This is a genomic window from Pseudomonas sp. GW822-FHT06D10 (assembly GCF_058799535.1).
Window position 1 is genome coordinate 353319 of the sequence record NZ_JBXALN010000004.1, and the last position, 20602, is coordinate 373920.

Genomic DNA, 20602 nt, shown 5'->3' on the forward strand with positions numbered 1-20602 from the left:
GGCTCGGGGGTCAGGTCGGAGAGATAGTCGCGAGCGCACCGAGCGCGATGGTCAAGGCTAAAAATCCAAACAAGAAAAACGCCATCTTAGTCATCAGGCCTCCTGAACAGTAGGTATGCGGTGCAGCGGGCCCGGTCTCCAGCCGTAAAGCCGGCCGGGCGCGCCATTTTCAAACCATGGCTGTTCTGATAACAGACGCAGATGCGCAAGAAAAATACGGATCAGATGCGCCGCACCGGCCTCCGCTACCTGCTTGCTCGCCCTCGCGCCACTTGCCCCCGATGCCATGCTGGAAGCAGAAAACCGGAGCACGCCGACGTGCTCCGGTGGCGGGGTTGGCCGATCAGGCCAGTTCTTTACGCAACTGACGGGCCGCGTTGACCATGTGCACCAGGGCTGCTTCGGTTTCCGGCCAGCCGCGGGTCTTCAGGCCGCAGTCCGGGTTGACCCACAGGCGCTCGGCAGGAATGCGCTGGGCGGCCTTGCGCAGCAGGTTGGCCATTTCCGAGGCATCCGGCACCCGTGGCGAGTGGATGTCATAGACGCCCGGGCCGATCTCGTTCGGGTAGGCGAAGGCTTCGAAGGCGTCCAGCAGCTCCATGTCCGAACGCGAGGTCTCGATGGTGATGACGTCCGCATCCATGGCGGCGATAGACTCGATCACATCGTTGAATTCGCTGTAGCACATATGGGTGTGGACCTGGGTTTCATCACGCACGCCAGAGGCGCACAGACGGAACACTTCGGTGGCCCAGTCCAGGTAGTGCTGCCACTGCGCCCGGCGCAGCGGCAAGCCTTCACGGAACGCGGCTTCGTCGATCTGCACGATCCTGATGCCGGCGGCTTCCAGGTCCAGCACTTCGTCGCGGATCGCCAGGGCCAGTTGCCGGGCCTGTACTTCGCGGCTCACATCTTCGCGCGGGAAAGACCACATCAGCATGGTCACCGGGCCGGTGAGCATGCCCTTCATCACCTTGTCGGTCAGGCCCTGGGCGTAGCGGATCCATTCCACGGTCATGGCTTTGGGGCGGCTCAGGTCACCGAAGATCACCGCCGGCTTGACGCACCGGGAACCGTAGCTCTGCACCCAGCCGAAACGAGTGAACACATAGCCGTCCAACTGCTCGGCGAAGTACTCGACCATGTCGTTGCGCTCCGCCTCGCCGTGCACCAGCACGTCCAGGCCCAGGCGTTCCTGCACCAGCACCGCGTGGCGGATTTCGCTGTGCATGGCTTCGGTGTATTCGGCCACGCTCAGCTTGCCTTGCTTGAACGACTGGCGCGCCAGACGGATCGAGGCCGTCTGCGGAAACGAACCGATGGTGGTGGTGGGGAACAGCGGCAGGTCGAGGCCGGCGCGCTGCTTGGCGATACGCTGGGTGAAGGCCGAGCGCCGCTGGCTGTCCTTGGTGGTGATGGCCGCCACCCGAGCCTGTACCGCCGGTTTGTGGATGCGTGGCGAGGCCGCGCGACTGGCCTGTACGGCGCGGCTCTGCTCCAGGGCCTTGAGCACCGTCTGGGCCTGCGGCTGGTTCACCGCCTGGGCCAGTACCGCCACTTCCTGGCATTTCTGCACGGCGAAGGCCAGCCAGCTCTTGAGCTCGGCGTCCAGCTGGTCTTCACGGTCCAGGTCCACCGGGCTGTGCAACAGCGAGCAGGAAGGCGCCACCCACAGGCGCTCACCCAGGCGCTCATGGGCGTGCTGCAGGGTGGCCAGGGCTTTTTCCAGGTCGCAGCGCCAGACGTTACGCCCATTGACCAGGCCCAGTGACAGCACCTTGTAGGCCGGCAGGCGATCGAGGATGGTCGGGTACTGCTCGGGAGCACGTACCAGGTCGATGTGCAGGCCATCGACCGGCAGGTTCGCGGCCAGGCCGAGATTCTCTTCCAGGCCACCGAAATAGGTCGCCAGGAGTTTTTTCAGCGGCTCGCGCTGGATCTGGTTGTAGGCGCGTTCGAACGCGTTTTTCCAATCCTGGGGCAGGTCCAGCACCAGGATCGGCTCGTCGATCTGCACCCACTCCACGCCCTGGGCCGCCAGGCGCTGGAAGATCTGGCCGTACAGCGGCAGCAGGCGGTCCAGCAGCTCCAGCTTGTCGAACTCGGCGCCCTTGGCCTTGCCCAGCCACAGGTAGGTCAGCGGGCCGATCAGCACCGGCTTGACGGCGTGCCCCAGGGCCCGGGCCTCCTCGACCTCTTCGAAGAGCTGCTCCCAGCCCAGCTGGAATTGCTGGCCGGCGCCGAATTCAGGCACCAGGTAGTGGTAGTTGGTGTCGAACCACTTGGTCATTTCCTGGGCGTGGGCACCGCCGCAGCAGCCGTCGCTGACGCCACGCGCCATGCCGAACAGGGTCTGCAGGGTGGCTGGGCCATGCTGCGGACGGAAACGCTGGGGAATCACGCCGAACATCAGGGAATGGGTCAGAACCTGGTCGTACCAGGCGAAATCGCCCACGGGCAGCAGGTCGATCCCGGCGTTTTTCTGCAGCTCCCAGTGAGTCTTGCGCAGATCACGGCCCACGGCGCGCAGGCCGGCTTCGTCGAGTTCGCCCTTCCAGAACGCCTCTTGCGCTTTCTTCAGTTCACGGTCGCGGCCAATGCGCGGAAATCCTAGAGAATGGGCCAAAGCCATGACATGCAACTCCCCTGTGTTTGATGGGAGCCATTGTCGGCACTCGGCCATTGGTGAGACAAACTCATTTTAATCGCGATGATCACAAGTTCCATTCATGATCAAACAGGCAGATCAGACACTGCCGCAGGAGGCCGCGCGCCCTTCAGGCTCCTGCCCGGGCCAGCTACAGGCCTGCGCCCCCGTCAGCGGCGAGCCAACTTATACCTCAGGCAATCCTCGTTAAAGCTTTTGCGCAGTGCCTCGGGCTTGATCCGCGAAGGGCTGTCGTAGGTCTGCTCGGTAATGCCCAGGGCCATCATGCGCATCCAGCCCTTGCTGAACTTGTAGGTCTGGATCTTCTGCCGCGCCGCATACAGCGACACCCCGGACAACTTCAATTCCTGGGCCCTGGCGGCAGTGCCCGCCCCCCAGCTGCAGACATACCGGTCATTGGCCGCCAGCTCCCGGGCCTGGGCCGCAGAAGCCCCGCCCAACAGGGCAAACGAAGTCAGCGTAATCAACACATGGCGCATTTTGCGGTCACCTAACCACCTGAAAATAAAGTGATTTTGGCGGCACTTCAGGCTGCCCGGGGCCAGTACTTTGCCTTCTCGATCAAGGCAATGTGCCTGCCAATGCTGGCCACTCGCGCGGCACAGGCGCACCCGCCGCTGACGCCAGTCGATCAACTGCAACACGCTGAAGCCGGGTTTTTCCGCACCCCGGGTGGGCCCGCCGTGGGCCGACTCGATAACCGACGCTAGCCACTGCTGCGCGCCCCGGTCCGCCTCCGACGCCCGCCCGCGACTCCAGAACCGCATCGCCACGGCTGCATCGCGCACGGAGGCCGAAACGCCAGTATTCCTACGAGGAATGCACGGATAAAAAACCTGCATTTTATTTATCGACCCGGATCTCCTAGCGTGGGCGCTCCCCCCTTGGAGAGACCGCCGTGACCGCTTCCCGCCCGCGCCTGTACGTCGATGCCCAGTTCACCAGCCCCTATGCCCTGTCCGTGTTCGTGGTGCTGCGGGAAAAGGGTATCGACTTCGACCTGCTGCCCCTGGACCTGGACGCCGCGCAGAACCGCGAGCCGGCCTACACCCGCCTGTCCCTGACCCAGCGCGTGCCGACCCTGGTGCTGGAGGATTTTGCCCTGTCCGAATCCTCGGCCATCGCTGAATACCTGGAACAGCTGTTCCCGCACAACCCGGTCTATCCCCAGGGCCTGCGCCAGCGTGCCAAGGCCCGCCAGGTCCAGGCCTGGCTGCGCAGCGACCTGCTGCCGATCCGCCAGGAGCGCACGACCCTGGTGGTGTTCTACGGCTGCAAGGGCGAACCGCTGTCGCCCCAGGCCCAAGCGGCGGCTAACACCCTGGTGGAGGCCGCGCAGGAGCTATTGGCGGATGGCCGCGACTTCCTGTGCGGCCAGTGGTCGATCGCCGATGTCGACCTGGCGCTGATGCTCAACCGGCTGATCCTCAACGGTGACCCGGTGCCGGCGAACCTGGTGGACTATGCCCGGCGCCAGTGGCAACGGCCGGCAGTGCAGGAATGGGTGCAGTTGCCGCGGCCGGCGCTGTAGGACCTGGAGCGCCGGGTGATGCGGCCATCGGCCGTTGACCTGACGCTGGCCGGGGAGTCTGCGGCCGGCGCGGCTAGGCTTCTTGCGGTTGGCGCAGGTAGGCGAACATGTGCTGGGCATAATCGGCCTTGCCCAGGGGCACACCGTTGTGCCGCAGGATGTTGTAGGCCGTGACCAGGTGGAAATAGAACTGCGGCGTCGCCCAGTTGCGCGCGAACTCCTCGCCGGTCATGTCGAAGGCAATACCGTTGTGCAGCTCGATGGCGATGGCCCGCTGGCCACTGCTGTCGATCAGCTCGCGGTCCGCCGCCGCCAGGAACGCCAGGGTGTCTTCGATCAGTGCCCTGGCCTCGGCCATACCGGCCGGCGCCTGCAATGCAGTCACAGGCTGCCCGCTCAGGCGCTGTACCGCTTCCCGGGCCTGGGTGCAGGCAAAACGCACCTGGGCCGCCAGGTCATACATGTCCGGTGCCAGCCGCGACTGCAACAGCACCTGGGGTTCGAACCCCCGCTCCCGGGCCTGCTCTTCGCCCTTGGCGAGAAAGCCCTCCAGGGCGCGCAGCATCTGGGCAAAACAGGGAACGGTGATTGCGTAGATCGACATGGGTGTTCCTCGATGAGATCAAGACACAGGGGCCGGGTGCTGCCCGTCGCCCCGCCATAAAAGCCGATGGATCCTAGCAGATGTCCCCCCTCTCTCAAGCCGCGGACAATGCCAGAAAAGTACCCCTGGGCCGATCCGGCTGGTATGGTGCGCCCCTTGAGAAATACACCGCCTGACAGTGAGGAAAATGACCTTGAGCAGTGAAGCAAAAATGACCGGGGACCTGTTCGAAGTCGACAAGCGCCTGGCCCTCAAGCCCATCGTCGATTTCAACAGCTACCTGCGCGCGGCCTTCGCCGATGGCCCCTGCTCCTGTGGTCGCTGCGTCGCCAGCCAGGGTGACGAGAGCGGCTACGACTACCAGCACACCTTCAACTTCGCCGGCCGGGTGGCCAACCGGCGCTTCGCCTCCACCGCCGGCAGCGATGTGCTGCAGGCCCTGAAGAAAGCCTGGCTGTCCTTCACCAAGGCCGAACTGCCGGCGAGCGGCGATCTGGACCTGGCAACGGTCAGGGAATTCGTCGACCCCCAACTGCACAAATTGCTGGTACCGCTGTTCGTCGCCAGCGGCCTGACCCGCGAAGTGGATGGCCAGTTGCAACTGCAGGCGCAAGTGGCGGCTTGAACAGCCGTACCGCCTAAAGCCAGCGCCGCACACGCTGGCGATACGCCGCAAAATCAGCCCCGAACAACTGCCCGAGCGCCCGTTCTTCGGGGTAGATCTGAAAGCGGTTCATGTACAGGACGAACCCCAGCACGCCGAGCAGCACCAGGGGCGAGGCCAGGTACAGCCCCCAGGCCAGCAGCCACAGGGCAAAGCCGACATACATCGGGTTGCGTGTGTACTGGTAGATCCCCGAGGTGACCAGAGCCGAGGCGCTGACGGGTTTCAGCGGGTTGACCGTGGTCTTGGCCCGGCGAAAGGCAAGCCCTCCGGCCAGGACAAACAGCAGCCCGGCCATCACCAGCGGCAGCGCCAGCAACAGGCGTGTGCCCAAGCCCGGATCCAGGCCCGGCAAGCCGCGCGCGAACAGCCCCATCAACACGGCGAACAGGACCGCGACAAGGGGGGGTGGAATGCGGTTTTCCAAGGCCTGCATGGTGCCTCTCTCCTCTGCCCGGGTTCAGGTCCGGGGCGTTACAGGTTGTCCGTCACCCGGCACAGCTTGCTGTCTTTCAACGGGGCCGCAGCATATTCCTTCGAGCCATGCGGCGCCTGCTTGAGCATCACCGCGCACTTGTACATCCCCGAGGCTTCCAGCTGGTAGTCCATGCCTGCCTTGGGCACGAAGCTGAACAGGTTGTAGCACTGGTTGCCCAGGTAGTGGAACGCCATGGGCTGCCCGGCCGGCACCAACACTTCGGTCCGGGTACCGGGCACTGCGGGAGTCTGCGGCGCCGCCATGCTCAGGCTTTCACCGTTACGGTTGGCGTAGCCGTCCCGGGCAGCCACCACGACCCCGGCACCGGGCAGGCGGAAATCCACGCAGTCGGACCTGGGCACACCGCGCACCATGCCGTCGCTGATCACCCGCAGGCGCACGGTTTCGCCACCCGGCGGCGTGGAATAGGGCGTGGAAAAGGACCGCACATCGGTCAGGGCGCCGCAGCCGGCCAGCGCCAGCAGCAGGCCGGCGAGACCCGGCAGGCGCACGCGCCCTATGCAGGTGTTGAGGGGGTGAGGCGATTGACTCACTATGTCGCTCCTTGCGGGTCGGGTTCCTGGGCAGCTGCTGCGATCAGCAGCCGGCGTTTTATAAAGGGTTCACCCACTCGCGGCAATGCTGGCCCTGAAACTTCGGAAACCCTGACCATGCAAAACCAGCATCAAGGCAGTTGCCTGTGCGGCGCGGTGACTTACCAAGTGTGCGGCGCGCTGAAAGCCGTCACCCACTGCCATTGCCACAAGTGCCAGAAGGGCCACGGCGCGGCCTTTGCTTCCTACGCCAGTACGCCGCGTGCGAATCTGGAAATCCGCGACCAGAGATCGGCGCTCAAGGTGTACGAATCCTCCCCTGGCGTGCTGCGCCAGTTCTGCTGCCACTGCGGCTCTTCGTTATTCTGGCAGGACACCCAGGGCGAATATCACCAGTGGATTTCCATCGCCATTGCCACCCTGGACACGCCCTTCGCAGCCCCCAGGCAACAGCATTACTGCGTGGCCATGAAGGCCGACTGGTATGCAATCACCGATCAGTTCGACCAAGTGCAATAAGCCACGCCGCACCCAGAGGAATGCCCCTATCATGACCCGGCACTTCAGCTACGTCTGGCTCCTGCCGTTGCTTGAACGCCCCTACGAATCGGTCGCGGCCGACCTGCCTGGCGCCCTCGCCGGGCTCAGGATAGAGCCCCCGCCGGGTGAACCGCTGTGCCTGCGCCAGTTGCTGCTGAGCGCCCTGGGGTCCGGCTCCGAACACTGGGAGCACTGTGCTGTGGCATGGCTGGAAGCCGGCTTCCCGCTGGATCGCGAGCTGTGCGAAAGCCTGCTGCACCAGGTCTCGCAAAAAATGTTCAGCCAGCCCATCCGCCATCGGCTGACCACCCTCGGCAAACGCTGGCTGCGCCAGGACGACCAGGTCCGTACCCACGACTCAAACCCACGCCACTAGCGCGCCGCGACGTCCTTGGGTTTGTAGAAGCTGAAGCTGCCGATCTCGGTGGTCTTGATATAGGCCCGGGACCAGTCCGGCGAAACACTGCGGTCGTGAAAGAACAGAGCGCCGCCGGTACGGTCCTTGAGCTGCTGGTTCAGCGCCTTGCGGGCAATTTCCTTGGCGATGGTATAGCGGCCCTCTTCTTCCACCTGGTCGGGCCGGCCATCGCACCACCAGGAGAACTGGCAGGGGCTTTTTTCCGAACCCTGCTTGACCACTTCGCACACAGTCCCGGGAAAACCCTCATGGCCCAGGCGGTTCAGAACCACATTGGCCACGGCCTCCATATCGGCGCTTTCACCGCCCTTGGCTTCCCAGTAGATGGTCCGCGACAGGCACGTGATGGCGTCGTCCACCGGGGCCTGGCCTGCCGGGTCCACGGCCTGCACTTCGGTCTTGGTGATGGGTGCGGCCTGGGGCTCGGCCTTCGGGCTCTCCTTGTCCGCGGCTTTCTGCTCCAGCGCCTGGGCCTTGTCCTGGGCAGCGGCCTGGACCGCCGGCTGCGGGTCGGCGGCCCAGAGCTGGGCTGCGGGCAACAACAAGGCAAAACACAGGGTCCTGACAATCCAGCGCATGATCGATCCTTCCCGAAAAATCTTTACCCCCTGCCAGCGCCGCCCCTGAATGTACCTCGCGGCAGAGCGGCGCAACCGGTTACAGCATGGCCGGCACGATGGCGCGTCGAGGGGGAGCGAACGGATCACCGGGGGCCATGTTGAATCGACCATGGGCCGCGCGAATCATTCCCTGGTGCCGCAAGCCCTGCACAAAGCCCAGGACAAGGCTTCCGTGGAAATTCGCTGGTAATGATAAGAATTCTCATTAGAATGCCCAGCCATTCACGCTGAGCCGTATCAGGTAGTGGGAGCAGTGGGCGATGGAAACCGGAGACGACCAGCAACAACTCAGCGCGCTGTTCATTGCGCAGCGCGGGGGGCTGATCCGCATGCTTGCGCGGGTGGTGGGGTGCGCCAACCTGGCCGAGGACCTGGCCCAGGAGACCTACCTGCGGGTGGCCAAGGCGCTCAACGCCCGCCCCATCGAGCACTTGCAGCCGTTCCTCTATCAGACCGCCCAGTACCTGGCCTTCGATCACCTGCGCAGCCAACGCAGCAAACGCCGCTTCGAGTACCAGCCCACCGACGCCAGCCAGCTCAGCGAAGTGCCCACCGCTGCCCCCGGGCCGGAAAGCCATGTCCAGGGCCAGCAGCAGTTGCACTTGCTGCAACAGGTACTGGCCACCCTGCCCAAGCGCCAGCAACAAATCCTGGTTTTGCATAAACTGCACGATCTTTCGCAAAGCCAGATTGCCCAGCGCTTGCAGGTTTCCCTGAGCACGGTGGAAAAGGACCTGCGCCATGCACTCAATGCCTGCATCAAAGCCACCGACCGGCAGAACCCCGATGACTGAACACCTCAGCGCCCTTCCCGGCGACGCCATTCGCGAGCAGGCGAGCTACTGGTTCACCCAGCGTGAGGCCATGACCCACAACCTGCCGCTGCGCCAGCGCTTTGAACAGTGGCGCAACAGCCATGCGCAGCACGCCGAGGCCTACCGCGCCCTGGAAGACCTGTGGCAGGCCAGCGCCTTCGAACAGGCCCTGGAACAACTGGCACTGGGCCTGGACCTGCCGGCCGCCCCGGCCCCCGCCACGCCGCGCAGAAAACGCCACCGCACTCGCTGGCTGGCCGCCGCGGCCACGGTGCTGGTGATGCTCGGTGCCGGCTGGTTCGGCGACCTGCCGCTGCGCCTGCAGGCCGATCACCTGAGCGCGGTCGGCGAGCTCCAGCGCTTCGACCTGGCCGATGGTTCGCACATCGTGCTGGGCAGCGGCAGCGCCATCAGCAGCGACTTCAGCAACGCCCGGCGGCGCATCCAGCTGCTGCGCGGCGAGCTCTATGTCGAGGCCTTCCACGACCCGTCCCGGCCGCTGACCATCGAGGCCGGCAGCGCCACGGTGACCGTGGTCGGCACCCGCTTCAGCGTCAGCCGCCAGGCCGACGGGGTGACCGTGGCCGTAGGCGAAGGCCGGGTACGCCTGGCCGACGAAAACGGCCAGCAGAGCCTGCTGCAAGCCGGCAACTGGCAACAGTTGCAGGGCCACCGGTTGCTGCCCCTGAACCCCGAGGGCAGCGAACGGCAACTGGCCTGGATCAACGGCCGCCTGTCCTTCCAGAACGCACCCCTGGCCCAGGTTCTGCAAGAGCTGCGGCGTTACCATCGCGCACCGATCCTGCTGTTCAACGCCGACGCGGCGCAGCAGAAAGTCAGCGGCAACTACCAGCTCGATGACCCGCAGGCCATTGTCCGGGCCCTGAGCAAAGTCACCGCCACCGAGCTCACCCGCCTGCCGGGCGGCATCCTGGTACTGCGCTGAAACACTGCCCGGGGGGGCTGAAAAAAGTTTTACGGCTTTGCCGAGGCCAACCCGTCAGGGTGTTTGCTTATGCAAATCATTCCTATTTCGTACGGGACTTCCATGCACCTTCCAACACTCACCCCGGCCCGCAGCATCCTCGCGCTGGCCATCTGCCTGGCCTGCAACCCCGTGATGGCGGTCGAGCCCACCACCGCTACCGGCAACCAGGCAACCGCCACCTACAGTTTTGCCATCGCCCGCCAGTCCCTGGCCAATGCCCTGGACCAACTGAGTACCCAGTGCGGTTTGCAGATCGCCTACTCCGCGGCACTGGCCCAGGGGATCGAGTCGGCGGGGGTCAGCGGGCGCATGAGCGCGGAACAGGCACTGGGCAAGCTGCTGGCCGGCACCGGCCTGGGTTTTGAACGCAACGGCGCCAACGCGGTGCTGCTGACCCGCCTGCCCCAGAGCAGCCAGGCCGTGGAGCTGGAGGCCACCCAGATCGTCAGCAACCAGTTGGGCACCGTCACCGAAGGCAGCGGCTCCTACACCCCAGGCACCATCGCCACGGCGACCCGCATGGTGCTGACCCCGCGGCAGACCCCGCAGTCGATCACCGTGGTCACCCGGCAGCACATGGAAGACTTCGGCCTCAACAACGTCGACGACGTGATGCGCCACACCCCGGGCATCACCGTCTCGGCCTACGACACCGACCGCACCAACTACTACGCCCGCGGTTTCTCGATCAACAACTTCCAGTACGACGGTATCCCCTCCACCGTGCGCAACGTCGCCTATTCGGCTGGCAACACCCTCAGCGACATGGCCATCTACGACCGGGTGGAAGTGCTCAAGGGTGCCACCGGCCTGCTGACCGGCGCCGGCTCCCTGGGCGCCACCATCAACCTGGTGCGCAAGAAGCCCACCGCCCAGTTCCAGGGCCACGCCTCCCTGGGCATGGGCTCCTGGGACAACTACCGCAGCGAACTGGACGTCAGCGGGCCGCTGACCGAAACCGGCAATGTTCGCGGCCGCGCAGTGGCGGCCTACCAGGACAAGCAGTCGTTCCTCGACCACTACTCGCGCAAGACCTCGACCTACTACGGCATCCTCGAATTCGACCTGTCCCCCGACACCCTGCTGACCGTGGGCGGCGACTACCAGGACAACATCCCCAAGGGCTCCAGCTGGTCCGGCACCTTCCCGTTGATCAACGCCACCGGCGGGCACAACAGCATGTCGCGCTCCTACAACAACGGCGCGACCTGGAGCGGCTGGGAGCAATACACCCGCACCGCTTTTGCCATGCTCGAACACGACCTGGGGGATGGCTGGGTCACCAAGCTGCAACTGGACCACAAGATCAACAGCTACCACGCCGAACTCGGCTCGATCCAGTTCGACGAACCGCAGACCGATGGCACGGCCAAGGTCAACGCACAGAAGTACACCGGCGACACCACCAGCGATTCCGCCGACCTGTACCTGAGCGGCCCCTTCAGTCTATTCGGCCGCGAGCATGAACTGGTGCTGGGCGGCTCCATCGCCAACTCGCGCTGGACCGGCAAGGGCTACTGGTCCCCGGACTTCCCCGGGGGCAAGGGTAACGTGGTGGACTTCTACAACTGGCACGGCAAGATCGAACGGCCCATCTGGGGGCTGCCGGCCCAGCGCACCGACGACACCGTGCGCCAGACCGGCACCTACATGACCACCCGCCTCAACCTGATGGACGACCTGAACCTGTTTCTGGGCGGGCGCGTGGTCAACTATCACCTCACCGGCCTGACCCCGTCCTACAAGGAAAGCGGACGCTTCGTGCCCTACGTCGGCGCGGTCTACGACCTCGATGACCACTTCTCGGTCTACGCCAGCTACACCGATATCTTCATGCCCCAGGAAAGCTGGAACAAGGACAAGGACAGCAAGCTGCTCAACCCGGACGAAGGCCAGAACTACGAGCTGGGGCTCAAGGGCGAGTTCTTCGAAGGCCGCCTGAACAGCAGCCTGGCCTACTTCGAAGTGCACGAGACCAACCGCTCGGTGCCGGACGATGCCTACAACAACCAGTCGCCCACACCCGACAACTACGCGTTCAAGGGCGCCAAGGCCGTGACCAAGGGCTACGAACTGGAGATTTCCGGCGAACTGAGCCCGGGCTGGCAAGTGCAGGCCGGCTACACCCACAAGATCGTGCGTGATGACGAGGGCGACAAGATCTCCACCTTCGAGCCGCAGGACCAGGTCAACCTCTACACCAGCTACAAGCTCAAGGGCGACCTGGACAAGCTGACCGTCGGTGGCGGCCTGCGCTGGCAGAGCGAGGGCTGGTATTCGGTCTACAACGCACCGCGCAAGATCAACGAAGACATTTCCCAGGAGGCCTACTGGCTGGTGGACCTGATGACCCGCTACCAGATCACCCAGAACCTGTCGGCGACCCTCAACGTCAACAACATCTTCGACAAGTCCTACTACACCAACGTCGGTTTCTATAATTCGGCGGCCTACGGCGAACCCCGAAACTTCATGCTCAGCACCCGCTGGGACTTCTGAGCCGGCGGCCTTGCCGGGCCACCCCGCCCGGCAGGGCACCAAGCAGCATCAGTGCCCGTCAGCCAAGCAGGCCCGCTTGCTTGAGCTGGTCCGCCAAGCCCGCGGGAACCAGCGGCGTCTGCTCGGTGAAGCTGGCGCTGCCCTGCCAGCGGGCCACGAAGGGCGCGCCATCGCTTTCCCGGGCATCGAGCTGGGCACGCAGGTAGACACTCGGGTCGTCGAAGCGGGCGTCGTAGACCTGGACGAACTCATGGCCGGGCTTGCCGGCATAGGTGAACAGGCTTTCCAGGGTGCCGATCAGGCGCAGGCTGTTGATCGACAGCCCCAGCTCTTCCTGTATTTCCCGAACGATTGCCTGGGCACTGTGTTCGCCAAAGTCGATGCCGCCACCCAGGGGGCGAAACAGCATCTGTTGCTTGTCGGCATCAAAGAACTGATTGACCAGGATCTTGCCCTGGTGATGGAAGGGGTTCAGACATGGGGTGAAGTCCATTTGCCGAGACGAGGCGCCGCATTAGACCATGGCGCCAGGCCCCTCAGCCAACGTAAAAATACTTCACCGCCAAGGCCGGGACCTCCTCCATCGCCGACCACAGTTGCTCGTCCAGTTCGCCACTGATCAGCTCATGTTCCTCGTCGCTCAGCAGCCCGGGAATGTCCCACAGTTGCTCCAGTTGCGGGTGGTCTTCCAGGTGCGCGATCAGTTGGCGCTGGCGGCTGACCAGGGCCCGAGTGTTGCGCGCGCCGATCGCGGCCAGGGTGCTGAGCGCCAGCTCGCAGGTCTGCTGCCCCCAGTTGCAGAAGAACTGCAGGAAGCCGCCGTTGTAGCCGTCCGCCTCCAGCCGCCACAGCGCGACGATGGCCTGGTCGTCCGCCGGCAGTTGCTGCAGTTGCCAGTCCAGGGCCTTCAGGCGAGCCATGGACTCATCGCACAGGCATTCCCAGATCCAGTCGATGGCGTTGAGACTGAGCACCGGCTCGCCCAGGTGCGGCCAGGACACGGACCAGCCCCGAGGTGCGATGACAAAATCCGCCCGCTCCTCGGGCGTGGCCTCCCGCAGCCGGCTGTAACGGCTCAGGGGCTGGCGCAGCCGCAAGCCGTCGGCCCAACTCAGGCAGAGCATTTCATCCTCGAAGGCGACGTGGGTGATGGGGCTTAGGTTCATCAGGCAGGACCTTTGGGCAATGTAATTCAGTCGCAAGCGGCCGGACGGCGGCGCGGGCCGATGCCGTGGAGCACCGTGAACAGCCCACCGCCCAGCAGCCCCAGCAGCAGGAACGGAAAGATCCCACGGTTGAGCAAGGGGATCCAGTAGTCCAGCCCCGAAGCCCCCTTCAGGGACCCGGCGAACAGCCCCGGGGCGCCGGACAGCAGCCAGATCAGCACGCCACTGAGGCCACCGCCGATCACATAGCGCCAGCCAGTGGCGAGAAAGCGCTCCACCAGCCACAGCACCGGCCAACTGACCAGCATGCTGATCCAGGCACCGATCATGGCCCCCAGCAAGAATACCGGCAGGCTTTCCGCGCCCTTGGGATAGAGCGTTACCGCAACGCCCCCCAGGGTCAGCGCCCCCGACAGCGGCACCGCCAGCAGCCGCCGCAAGCCCGGCCCTCGCCCATGGGGCGGCACCGACAGCTGATCAATTCCACGGCTCAGCAGGCTGTACAGGCCAGCCAGGGCCAGCCCGCCCGCCAGCGGCAGCAGCAACAGCTGCATCCATGAAGTACGCACCAGCACCGTGGCCACCAGGCTCAGTATCAGGCTGATCCACAGGTAGCGCGCCCTGGCCTGCGGGCAGCGCCGCTCAGTCCACAGCAACAGGGGAATGCCCAGGACCATGGCGATCACACTGCCAAACAGAAACCCGGAAAACAGCTCCGTGCCATTCCAGCCCTTGATCAGGCCCTTGATCACGGCGTAGACCAGGCCAGCGCACAGGGGCAGTGCAAACAATCGCAGTTCGGCGTTGGGCCGCATGGGGTTCTACCTGGGGTGGCAACGGGTGCCGGGTTGAAGGAAGGAGCGTTTCTACACAAGTGCGGCGGACTAATCCAGTGCCGGAGAAACAATGCAACCTTGAGCCCGGCAATGGCTTATTGCTCAATATCGGGGTATACAACTGCGCGAAAATCCATCCAGACATCCACCGTAAAAGACCACCCACCGCAAGTCGCTGCACCGCTGTCAGATGTCAGATGTCAGATGTCAGATGTCAGATGTCAGAGCAGAACAAGCATTGGCTTACAGGCAGCCGCCGAGTCCTGTTGCAAGTTCAACAGCAGCTCTGCGACCAGGGCGTGCCCAGCACGATCACCTTGGCACCTGAAACAGCCGGCGCCATTCCTCTGGACAGGCCACTCTGCCACGCTGACTCGGTCCTGTCAGCGCTCCGGCGCAGGTTGCAATGACCCAGCGTTGACCGACGCGATATGAAAGGAAACTTGACGTGCTGGCAAGACTGAACGGACAGGAACTGCATTTCTTTGGCACACCCAAAGCATTCAATGCCATGGCACGAGCCATTCGCAAAGGCCGGCACGGCGAGTCTCAATCAATGCCGCTGGAGCAGGAGCAATCCAGTTTCGGCACCTTGTTCCTGAGTTGCTCCGGTCAATCGAGCAGGATCTGGATTGAGCACAGCGAGGTTCATATCCAGTATGCCGAGGCCAGTAAAAACCGACTCTACCCTTGCCTCTCCATGCCCGCTGAAACAGCGCCGGGTGCGCTTTTTTTCATCGACAAGCGGCATCAGGATCACCCACCGCTGCTCACCGACGACTCGCTAAGCCTTGTGCTGCATGTCATCGCGAACGACGCCGATGCTTGAACTGCATCTGCAAGAGTAAACAGGCCCATGAAAATCTACCTCGACGACGAACGCCAAACCCCGCAAGGCTGGGTTCGCACCTACTGGCCGGACGAAGTGATCGCGCTGCTGAAGGCCGGTGGCGTCGAAGACATCAGCCTCGACCACGACCTCGGAGATGATCAGCGCGGCAAGCGGCAACCTGTATGGATACATCCATTGCTTTGACCCTTCGCCGGCTGCCGAAGCGCACAATCGTGCGGTGCTGCAAAGCCTGCCAGTGACGGGGGCGCAGATCACCCGGGCGCTTTTCAGCGTGCTGCCAAACAGCCGGGGGCACTGCTACTTCGGGCATATGGTGCACTTCGCCACCTCCCCCAAAGGCAGTTACATCTTCGATGATTCGTGGCTGGCCGAGTACGAAGCCCTGCTGGAGCGCCTGTTCTGGGACAACTCGGAAGTGGTGCATACCTACTGCGGCGAACGGCGCACCTGGGACTCCAGTAAGACCCACGGGCTCGAGCAACCGACAGGCTTGAAGATCAGTAACAGGAAGGTCTTCCCCTCCTACCACGACCTGGAGCCCGTCGAGGACAGCGATGCGCCGACGCCGGGCAACAGCTGAGCTGCCAGCGCCCGCTTGATATTCGCGCTATGGGCTACGCAGAACCTGCGGCGAGCGGCGCCAGACTGAGCCAGTCGGCCCTCAACAACCCGTACTGCACCAGATCATGATGAGTCCCCAGCCAGTATCCCGCCTGCCGTGAAAGCCCTTCGCGGACAAAGCCCGCCCGCTCCAGCAATCTGAGGGACGCCAGGTTTCGCGGATGCACCTGGGCCTCGATACGGTTGAGCGCCATATGCTCGAAGCCCCAGCCAACCACGGCCTCCAGCGCCTCGGTCATCAGCCCCTGCCCTTGCGCCGCACGCCCCAGCTCGAAACCGACGGCGCAGCTGCGCCACTGCCGGTTCCATTTGAACAGGCCGCAGGTGCCCAGCAGGCCCGGTTGGTTGTGGCGTTCGATGGCCCAGCGCGTCCCCGGGTTGGGCAGGCTGCGCCAGCTGGCAAACAGCGCCAGCAGTTGCTCGGCCTGCGGGTAGTCGGTGATGGGGTCGGTGCCGAACCACTGCATGGCATCGGCGTCGCTGTGGATCGCGAACAATGCCGGGACATCGGCCGGGCACAGTTCCCTGAGGATCAGGCGCGGGGTGCGGATAACGGGAAAGTCGCTCATGGGGATACTGCCCTAGCCTGCCAGCTGCTTGCGCAGGATCTGCGCATACTCGTCCTTGATCTGCTCAAAACCGTACTTGTGCTCCAGGCGCTTGACGGTGAAGTGCCCACGGGCCATGTCCTGGTAGAAGTCGGTGAACAGCGCATTGATGGTGGCGCCGGTAAAGGCGCCGATCACCGGCACCGCCTGGGCCGCGAACTTGCTGGAGATGGTCACGCCGTAACGGCTGGCGACTTTCTCGATCAGCAGCGCCAGCCACTTGCCCACCTGCCCCGGCGACAAGCTGCCCACCGCCCCGGCACCGCGCTTGGCGGCAATGGCCGCCAGTTCCTTGGACAGTTGCTGCATGGCCTGGGTGGTGAAGCTGCGGGTGATGTAGTAGCCGGTTTCCGTGGCGTCGTCGGCCTGGCTGTTGCCGCCCATGGCGAACACTTCGATGCAGGCCTGCTTGGTGGCAAAATCCGCCAGATCGAAGCCTTCGCTGCGGGCCACATCGGCCACCGAGCGCATCATGATGGTGGTGGAAATGGGCAACTCGACAAACAGCGCGGCAAAACCGAAGGCCCCGCCCACAGCGCCGGAAGTGGCCGCGTACATCTTGTGCAGCAAGGTCGATGCCGGTTTTTTGGGCGCGTTGTCCAGGCTCCACAGCGCCGCATCGGCGGAGCTGTGCAGGGCCGCCACCACCGCGCCGTTGATCTTTTTCGCCACCACCGCCGGCAGCGCCTTGACCGCACTTTCGATGGGCGAACCCAGCAGCCCGGACAGGCGCGCCGTCAGTGAAGGCGACTCCAGCAAGGCGACGGCGCGCTTGAGGTCCTGGTAATCCGCGGGATGGTCTTTGATGCTCACAGGCGTCTCCATGGGTGGCTGTTCACTGCCTCGGGAAAGAATAAACCGTTGCCAGGCGGCGTCGTGGCTCAATTGCGCGTCCGGCGATAGGCAGGACTAAGGCTTGGCTGGCTCCAACAGCAGGTCCGCAGCCAGCGTCGGGTATTGGACCTTCATCCGCTCCAGGCATTGCAGCAGCAGTTGCGCGTCCCGGGGCAGGCGCCGGGACAATGCTTGCCAGCCGCTGATATGCAACTGTTCGGGCATTTCCACCAGCCCGGTAATGGCGTCCCAGAAGGCATCCCAGTTACAGCCGTACCAATGGGGAAAGCCCAGGGCATCGCGCAGCACCAGGTGCAATTCAGCGGTGCTCGTCACCTGGCTCAGGTCGATGTGTTGCAGGGGCAGGCGGCTCATTCGTCATTCCTTGGGGTAATGGCTTGAAGGGGCTTTCGCTGGCTGGCCACAAGGGCTTCAGGCCAGCGGCTGGACACCCAGCTGGCGCTGCAACTGCTCCCAGCCCAGCTTGCAATAGCTCTCCAGCAGCTTGGCCAGATGCGAACTGGCGGTCTGCGGTGACATCCCCGCCGCTTCGGCCAGGGCGCTGGCGGACAGCGAGCTGCCATCGGACAGGATGATGAGCATGCCCCCCGCACCGGCTCGGCGAAGGTTTCGCCGCACACTTCGATCCAGCCCAAAGCATGGTGTGCAAAAAGGTTCGTATAGTCGCACCGCACTGCGGCAAAGGAAATACGCCCCCATGGACCTCAAGCACCGCCTGCAACGCCAAGTACTGATCGCCCCCTGCCGGAGCTATGGGGTGGTGATCCTCGACACCTCGATCGTCAATGTCGCCCTGGAATCCATCGCCCGGGACATGGATGCCGGCATCACGGCCCTGCAATGAGTCATCAATGCCTACCCCCTGAGCTTCGCCAGCCTGCTGCTCACCGGCGGCCTGCCGGGGGAGCGGTTTGGCGCCCGGGCGCGACAAAGCCGCCGTCGCCGGCCAGGCGACAGCGGCGGCTGCCTCTCCCCTTACAGGTGCTGCTGGAAGAACGGCACCAATTGCGCCATGGCCAGCGCCACCGTTTCGGCGCGGTCGTACAGGTCGTAGTGGGACCCGCCTTCAGCGACCACCAGATGCTTGTCCCGGGAGGCCGCGCGGCCATGGATTTCCAGGCCGTCGCGGTAGGCACCGAAGCCGCCGGGCTTGTCGCCGACCACCACCATCAGTGGCTGGGTCAGCAGCACCTCGGCCTGCAGGAAGGCATCCCAGCCAAAGGCCGCGCTATTGAAGGAAAACAGACCGCTGGTGGCGCCGTTTGGCTGCTGGCCCCGGGCGGTCTTGTAGTACTCGGTGGCTTCCAGTACGTCGATGTCGCTGATGCCGTTCTGCTGCGCCTCGGCTACCGATGCTGGCAGGTAGTCGATCACATGACGCGCCTCGCCCCGGGCCTCGGCGGTGCGCTGCTTCGCCATGGCGTGCAAGGCGCTGACCGGATCGAAGTTGCTGAAACCTTCGCGGATCAGGCGGCCGAAGTTGACCCCGGTAATGGAGGCCAGGGCCTTGATCCGGTAGTCGGTCATTGCCGCCTGGATGGTGTAGCCACCGCCACCACAGACACCGATGGCACCGATGCGCTCGGGGTCGACATAAGGCAGGGTCACCAGGTAGTCGATGGCGAAACGGATGTCCGACACGCGAGTGGCCGGGTCTTCGATAAAGCGTGGCTGGCCGCCGCTGGCGCCCTGGAAACTGGCGTCGAAGGCGATGACCACAAACCCGGCCCGGGCCAGCCCGGCGGCGTAGATGTTGCCGGAGGTCTGCTCCTTGCAACTGCCGATGGGATGGGTGCTGACGATGGCCGGGTAGCGCTTGCCCGGGTGGAAATCCGCCGGCAGATAGATGTCCGCGGCGTTGTCCCAGCCGAAGTTGGGGAAGCTGGCGTGTTCGATGCTGTTGCTCATGACCGTACTCCTTGAGCCGCCTTGGGCAGGCTCGTCTGGATCGATAGGCGGACCGCTCGCTCCCGTGTGCGGGAGTGCGGAGTCGGGCGTTACCGAAAGCGCCCGGGACACGGCAGGCCTTGGGGCTGCTGCGTCGTTGGGCACCAGTATAGAAATGGCTCGCGGCGAAACCTTGCCTATTCTGACGGCAAGTTTGCCTGTTTTGCGGATTCTGCCGGCTCACCCCGAAGGCTGTTTCGCTGCAACACAAACAGCTAGAAACACACCTATCCGTGGCGGATCGAATGGTTAGGCGCCCAGAGCCGCGCCACAGTCTGTTTGCCTATTTCGCTGAACCCTGCACTGCAACCTGGCCCTTACCCGGCCTCGCGCATCCTGCGGATATCCCGCTGCGGCGGCGCGCCGAACACCCGGCTGTATTCCCGGCTGAACTGCGAAGCACTTTCATAGCCCACCAGCCCCGCGGCGCGCCCGGCATCGATGTTCTGGCTGAGCATCAACTGCCGGGCTTCCTGCAGGCGCAACTGCTTGTGGAACTGCAGCGGGCTGACGCCGATGATGGCGCGAAAATGCTGGCGGAAGGTGGACGGGCTCATATGGGCGCGCTGCGCCAGATCATCGACGCGCAACGGCTGGGTGAAGTTCTGTTTGAGCCAGGCCACGGTCTTGAAGATCTGCTGGGTCGGCGAACCCACCGCCAGCAACTGCTGCAACGCCAGGCTGTAGGGCCTGGCCAACAGCCGGACGATGATTTCCTGCTGGATCAATGGCGCCAGCTGGGGAATCAGCGCCGGCTCGTCGAGCAAGCCCACCAGCCGCTCCAGAGCGCTGGCCAGCCCCGGCTCCAGTTCATCCACCACCACCGTCCGATAATCGCTGGCCCGCGAAGGCGGTGGCGGCTGCATCTGCGCGGCGGTTTGCAGGATCTGGTGCATGTCCAGGGTCAGCATCATGCCCAGGAAGGGTTCGGCCGCCGAGCCCTGGGTCACCCGGGCCACCACCGGCTGGTCGATGCTGGTCAGCATGCCCTGCCCGGCCCGGTAATTGATCACCGCCTCTTGCAGCAGCACCTGCTTGCCGCCCTGGGCAATCACCCCCAGGCCCAGGCTGTAGATGCAGGGAATGGCCGAGGTCGGCGTGGAACGGCGGTGCAAGGTCAGGTTGGGCACGGCGCTGGGAAAGTCGCCGGAGTGCGGGGTGTGCCGGGCAATCAGGGCCGCGAGTGCGGTGGGGGTTCGGGGCTGGGTCATGGGCGGGCAATCGGAAGTGGCAACAGTACAGGCGGCCACTGTGCGCCGATTGGCCATGCAGATCGAGTTTTTCTTCACGGCCACCAGGGCGGCGGACACGGGTCGATATCCGCCTCGGGGCAGTAG

General features: G+C 64.4%; 26 protein-coding genes. 11 read left to right on the forward strand and 15 right to left on the reverse strand.

What is annotated here, in order from left to right:
* Positions 1-343: 343 nt before the first annotated feature.
* Complete coding sequence (gene metE / locus AC1RL5_RS15385) at positions 344-2632, reverse strand: 5-methyltetrahydropteroyltriglutamate--homocysteine S-methyltransferase (protein WP_492589646.1); 2289 nt, start codon at positions 2630-2632, stop codon at positions 344-346.
* Positions 2633-2817: 185 nt separating this feature from the next.
* Positions 2818-3147, reverse strand: coding sequence for a hypothetical protein (locus tag AC1RL5_RS15390; protein ID WP_015635164.1), 330 nt, complete (start codon positions 3145-3147; stop codon positions 2818-2820).
* Positions 3148-3566: 419 nt separating this feature from the next.
* On the opposite strand from AC1RL5_RS15390, the gene yfcF reads away from it, so the two are divergent.
* On the forward strand, positions 3567-4199 hold the full coding sequence (yfcF, locus tag AC1RL5_RS15395) for a glutathione transferase (RefSeq protein ID WP_492589648.1): 633 nt from the start codon (positions 3567-3569) through the stop codon (positions 4197-4199).
* Between the two features lie 73 nt (positions 4200-4272).
* Here yfcF and AC1RL5_RS15400 read toward each other — a convergent pair whose 3' ends face one another.
* Positions 4273-4803, reverse strand: a complete 531-nt coding sequence (locus AC1RL5_RS15400; RefSeq protein ID WP_072452381.1) for a DUF1993 domain-containing protein — start codon at positions 4801-4803, stop codon at positions 4273-4275.
* 187 nt (positions 4804-4990) lie between these two features.
* On the opposite strand from AC1RL5_RS15400, the gene AC1RL5_RS15405 reads away from it, so the two are divergent.
* Entirely contained in the window at positions 4991-5428 is a 438-nt protein-coding gene (locus AC1RL5_RS15405) for a hypothetical protein (protein ID WP_093409030.1), read from the forward strand.
* 13 nt (positions 5429-5441) lie between these two features.
* Here AC1RL5_RS15405 and AC1RL5_RS15410 read toward each other — a convergent pair whose 3' ends face one another.
* Positions 5442-5903 carry a methyltransferase family protein gene (locus AC1RL5_RS15410; RefSeq protein ID WP_093409035.1) on the reverse strand — a complete coding sequence of 154 codons (462 nt, stop codon included), beginning with the start codon at positions 5901-5903 and terminating at the stop codon, positions 5442-5444.
* A gap of 38 nt (positions 5904-5941) precedes the next feature.
* Positions 5942-6499 carry a hypothetical protein gene (locus tag AC1RL5_RS15415; protein WP_103407801.1) on the reverse strand — a complete coding sequence of 186 codons (558 nt, stop codon included), beginning with the start codon at positions 6497-6499 and terminating at the stop codon, positions 5942-5944.
* A gap of 117 nt (positions 6500-6616) precedes the next feature.
* On the opposite strand from AC1RL5_RS15415, the gene AC1RL5_RS15420 reads away from it, so the two are divergent.
* Together AC1RL5_RS15420 and AC1RL5_RS15425 are read left to right on the forward strand one after the other, a co-directional pair.
* Positions 6617-7018, forward strand: a complete 402-nt coding sequence (locus AC1RL5_RS15420) for a GFA family protein (RefSeq protein WP_053150733.1) — start codon at positions 6617-6619, stop codon at positions 7016-7018.
* Between the two features lie 31 nt (positions 7019-7049).
* Positions 7050-7415, forward strand: coding sequence for a hypothetical protein (locus AC1RL5_RS15425; RefSeq protein ID WP_072452385.1), 366 nt, complete (start codon positions 7050-7052; stop codon positions 7413-7415).
* Here AC1RL5_RS15425 and AC1RL5_RS15430 read toward each other — a convergent pair.
* Positions 7412-8035: a cell wall hydrolase gene (locus tag AC1RL5_RS15430; RefSeq protein WP_015635157.1), complete on the reverse strand. Its 624-nt coding sequence runs from the start codon at positions 8033-8035 to the stop codon at positions 7412-7414. The two genes, AC1RL5_RS15425 and AC1RL5_RS15430, sit on opposite strands and share 4 nt — an antisense overlap.
* Before the next feature lie 302 nt (positions 8036-8337).
* Between AC1RL5_RS15430 and AC1RL5_RS15435 the strand changes: the two genes are divergently transcribed.
* From AC1RL5_RS15435 to AC1RL5_RS15445, 3 genes are all read left to right on the forward strand, one after another.
* Positions 8338-8871: an RNA polymerase sigma factor gene (locus tag AC1RL5_RS15435; protein WP_011060692.1), complete on the forward strand. Its 534-nt coding sequence runs from the start codon at positions 8338-8340 to the stop codon at positions 8869-8871.
* The gene (locus tag AC1RL5_RS15440) at positions 8864-9838 is read left to right on the forward strand and encodes a FecR family protein (RefSeq protein WP_093409041.1); all 975 of its coding nucleotides are present in this window, start codon (positions 8864-8866) and stop codon (positions 9836-9838) included. Before AC1RL5_RS15435 ends, AC1RL5_RS15440 begins: the two co-directional genes overlap by 8 nt.
* 69 nt (positions 9839-9907) lie before the next feature.
* Positions 9908-12379 (forward strand): TonB-dependent siderophore receptor, encoded by a 2472-nt coding sequence (locus AC1RL5_RS15445; RefSeq protein ID WP_207239067.1) that lies wholly within the window; start codon positions 9908-9910, stop codon positions 12377-12379.
* A 58-nt stretch (positions 12380-12437) separates the two neighbouring features.
* Here the strand turns inward: AC1RL5_RS15445 and AC1RL5_RS15450 are convergent, their stop codons facing one another.
* The 3 genes from AC1RL5_RS15450 to AC1RL5_RS15460 are packed head-to-tail and all read right to left on the reverse strand — an operon-like array spanning position 12438 to position 14360.
* Positions 12438-12872: an NUDIX hydrolase gene (locus AC1RL5_RS15450; RefSeq protein ID WP_492589650.1), complete on the reverse strand. Its 435-nt coding sequence runs from the start codon at positions 12870-12872 to the stop codon at positions 12438-12440.
* A gap of 43 nt (positions 12873-12915) precedes the next feature.
* A complete protein-coding gene (locus tag AC1RL5_RS15455) occupies positions 12916-13545 on the reverse strand; it encodes a DMP19 family protein (RefSeq protein ID WP_492589652.1) in 630 nt (209 codons plus the stop codon).
* Between the two features lie 26 nt (positions 13546-13571).
* Positions 13572-14360: a hypothetical protein gene (locus tag AC1RL5_RS15460; RefSeq protein WP_072452391.1), complete on the reverse strand. Its 789-nt coding sequence runs from the start codon at positions 14358-14360 to the stop codon at positions 13572-13574.
* A gap of 469 nt (positions 14361-14829) precedes the next feature.
* On the opposite strand from AC1RL5_RS15460, the gene AC1RL5_RS15465 reads away from it, so the two are divergent.
* Genes AC1RL5_RS15465 through AC1RL5_RS15475 form a run of 3 tightly spaced genes read left to right on the forward strand, consistent with a single transcriptional unit; the run spans position 14830 to position 15814 of the window.
* Complete coding sequence (locus AC1RL5_RS15465) at positions 14830-15210, forward strand: hypothetical protein (RefSeq protein ID WP_145714026.1); 381 nt, start codon at positions 14830-14832, stop codon at positions 15208-15210.
* Between the two features lie 27 nt (positions 15211-15237).
* The gene (locus AC1RL5_RS15470) at positions 15238-15417 is read left to right on the forward strand and encodes a cyclic-phosphate processing receiver domain-containing protein (RefSeq protein WP_145714029.1); all 180 of its coding nucleotides are present in this window, start codon (positions 15238-15240) and stop codon (positions 15415-15417) included.
* Entirely contained in the window at positions 15368-15814 is a 447-nt protein-coding gene (locus tag AC1RL5_RS15475; protein ID WP_145714032.1) for a hypothetical protein, read from the forward strand. Before AC1RL5_RS15470 ends, AC1RL5_RS15475 begins: the two co-directional genes overlap by 50 nt.
* A 34-nt stretch (positions 15815-15848) precedes the next feature.
* On the opposite strand, the gene AC1RL5_RS15480 is transcribed toward AC1RL5_RS15475, so the two are convergent.
* The 4 genes from AC1RL5_RS15480 to AC1RL5_RS15495 all read right to left on the reverse strand — a co-directional run bounded on the left by AC1RL5_RS15480 (position 15849) and on the right by AC1RL5_RS15495 (position 17900).
* Positions 15849-16424, reverse strand: coding sequence for a GNAT family N-acetyltransferase (locus tag AC1RL5_RS15480; protein ID WP_161466966.1), 576 nt, complete (start codon positions 16422-16424; stop codon positions 15849-15851).
* Positions 16425-16436: 12 nt separating this feature from the next.
* Complete coding sequence (locus tag AC1RL5_RS15485) at positions 16437-17288, reverse strand: EcsC family protein (RefSeq protein WP_093409056.1); 852 nt, start codon at positions 17286-17288, stop codon at positions 16437-16439.
* Positions 17289-17372: 84 nt separating this feature from the next.
* On the reverse strand, positions 17373-17672 hold the full coding sequence (locus tag AC1RL5_RS15490; RefSeq protein WP_011060681.1) for a barstar family protein: 300 nt from the start codon (positions 17670-17672) through the stop codon (positions 17373-17375).
* A 57-nt stretch (positions 17673-17729) separates the two neighbouring features.
* On the reverse strand, positions 17730-17900 hold the full coding sequence (locus tag AC1RL5_RS15495; protein WP_170866309.1) for a winged helix-turn-helix transcriptional regulator: 171 nt from the start codon (positions 17898-17900) through the stop codon (positions 17730-17732).
* Positions 17901-18015: 115 nt separating this feature from the next.
* On the opposite strand from AC1RL5_RS15495, the gene AC1RL5_RS15500 reads away from it, so the two are divergent.
* Positions 18016-18162, forward strand: coding sequence for an MFS transporter (locus AC1RL5_RS15500; RefSeq protein ID WP_139187205.1), 147 nt, complete (start codon positions 18016-18018; stop codon positions 18160-18162).
* 131 nt (positions 18163-18293) lie between these two features.
* Here AC1RL5_RS15500 and AC1RL5_RS15505 read toward each other — a convergent pair whose 3' ends face one another.
* A complete protein-coding gene (locus AC1RL5_RS15505; RefSeq protein WP_492589654.1) occupies positions 18294-19226 on the reverse strand; it encodes an alpha/beta hydrolase in 933 nt (310 codons plus the stop codon).
* Positions 19227-19582: 356 nt separating this feature from the next.
* Positions 19583-20533 (reverse strand): AraC family transcriptional regulator, encoded by a 951-nt coding sequence (locus tag AC1RL5_RS15510; protein WP_492589692.1) that lies wholly within the window; start codon positions 20531-20533, stop codon positions 19583-19585.
* Positions 20534-20602 lie beyond the last annotated feature (69 nt).

What these genes read in the sequence shown, in the direction of transcription:
- AC1RL5_RS15390 (WP_015635164.1), bottom strand. Translation starts at nt 3,147, where the DNA reads ATGCGCCATGTGTTGATTACGCTGACTTCGTTTGCCCTGTTGGGCGGG.
- AC1RL5_RS15475 (WP_145714032.1), top strand. Translation starts at nt 15,368, where the DNA reads ATGATCAGCGCGGCAAGCGGCAACCTGTATGGATACATCCATTGCTTT.
- AC1RL5_RS15445 (WP_207239067.1), top strand. Translation starts at nt 9,908, where the DNA reads ATGCAAATCATTCCTATTTCGTACGGGACTTCCATGCACCTTCCAACA.
- AC1RL5_RS15450 (WP_492589650.1), bottom strand. Translation starts at nt 12,872, where the DNA reads ATGGACTTCACCCCATGTCTGAACCCCTTCCATCACCAGGGCAAGATC.
- AC1RL5_RS15490 (WP_011060681.1), bottom strand. Translation starts at nt 17,672, where the DNA reads ATGAGCCGCCTGCCCCTGCAACACATCGACCTGAGCCAGGTGACGAGC.
- AC1RL5_RS15405 (WP_093409030.1), top strand. Translation starts at nt 4,991, where the DNA reads ATGACCTTGAGCAGTGAAGCAAAAATGACCGGGGACCTGTTCGAAGTC.
- AC1RL5_RS15420 (WP_053150733.1), top strand. Translation starts at nt 6,617, where the DNA reads ATGCAAAACCAGCATCAAGGCAGTTGCCTGTGCGGCGCGGTGACTTAC.
- AC1RL5_RS15430 (WP_015635157.1), bottom strand. Translation starts at nt 8,035, where the DNA reads ATGCGCTGGATTGTCAGGACCCTGTGTTTTGCCTTGTTGTTGCCCGCA.
- AC1RL5_RS15460 (WP_072452391.1), bottom strand. Translation starts at nt 14,360, where the DNA reads ATGCGGCCCAACGCCGAACTGCGATTGTTTGCACTGCCCCTGTGCGCT.
- AC1RL5_RS15435 (WP_011060692.1), top strand. Translation starts at nt 8,338, where the DNA reads ATGGAAACCGGAGACGACCAGCAACAACTCAGCGCGCTGTTCATTGCG.
- AC1RL5_RS15510 (WP_492589692.1), bottom strand. Translation starts at nt 20,533, where the DNA reads ATGGCCAATCGGCGCACAGTGGCCGCCTGTACTGTTGCCACTTCCGAT.
- AC1RL5_RS15480 (WP_161466966.1), bottom strand. Translation starts at nt 16,424, where the DNA reads ATGAGCGACTTTCCCGTTATCCGCACCCCGCGCCTGATCCTCAGGGAA.
- AC1RL5_RS15410 (WP_093409035.1), bottom strand. Translation starts at nt 5,903, where the DNA reads ATGCAGGCCTTGGAAAACCGCATTCCACCCCCCCTTGTCGCGGTCCTG.
- AC1RL5_RS15500 (WP_139187205.1), top strand. Translation starts at nt 18,016, where the DNA reads ATGGACCTCAAGCACCGCCTGCAACGCCAAGTACTGATCGCCCCCTGC.
- AC1RL5_RS15495 (WP_170866309.1), bottom strand. Translation starts at nt 17,900, where the DNA reads ATGCTCATCATCCTGTCCGATGGCAGCTCGCTGTCCGCCAGCGCCCTG.
- AC1RL5_RS15400 (WP_072452381.1), bottom strand. Translation starts at nt 4,803, where the DNA reads ATGTCGATCTACGCAATCACCGTTCCCTGTTTTGCCCAGATGCTGCGC.
- AC1RL5_RS15505 (WP_492589654.1), bottom strand. Translation starts at nt 19,226, where the DNA reads ATGAGCAACAGCATCGAACACGCCAGCTTCCCCAACTTCGGCTGGGAC.
- AC1RL5_RS15485 (WP_093409056.1), bottom strand. Translation starts at nt 17,288, where the DNA reads ATGGAGACGCCTGTGAGCATCAAAGACCATCCCGCGGATTACCAGGAC.
- AC1RL5_RS15440 (WP_093409041.1), top strand. Translation starts at nt 8,864, where the DNA reads ATGACTGAACACCTCAGCGCCCTTCCCGGCGACGCCATTCGCGAGCAG.
- AC1RL5_RS15425 (WP_072452385.1), top strand. Translation starts at nt 7,050, where the DNA reads ATGACCCGGCACTTCAGCTACGTCTGGCTCCTGCCGTTGCTTGAACGC.
- AC1RL5_RS15455 (WP_492589652.1), bottom strand. Translation starts at nt 13,545, where the DNA reads ATGAACCTAAGCCCCATCACCCACGTCGCCTTCGAGGATGAAATGCTC.
- metE (WP_492589646.1), bottom strand. Translation starts at nt 2,632, where the DNA reads ATGGCTTTGGCCCATTCTCTAGGATTTCCGCGCATTGGCCGCGACCGT.
- AC1RL5_RS15470 (WP_145714029.1), top strand. Translation starts at nt 15,238, where the DNA reads ATGAAAATCTACCTCGACGACGAACGCCAAACCCCGCAAGGCTGGGTT.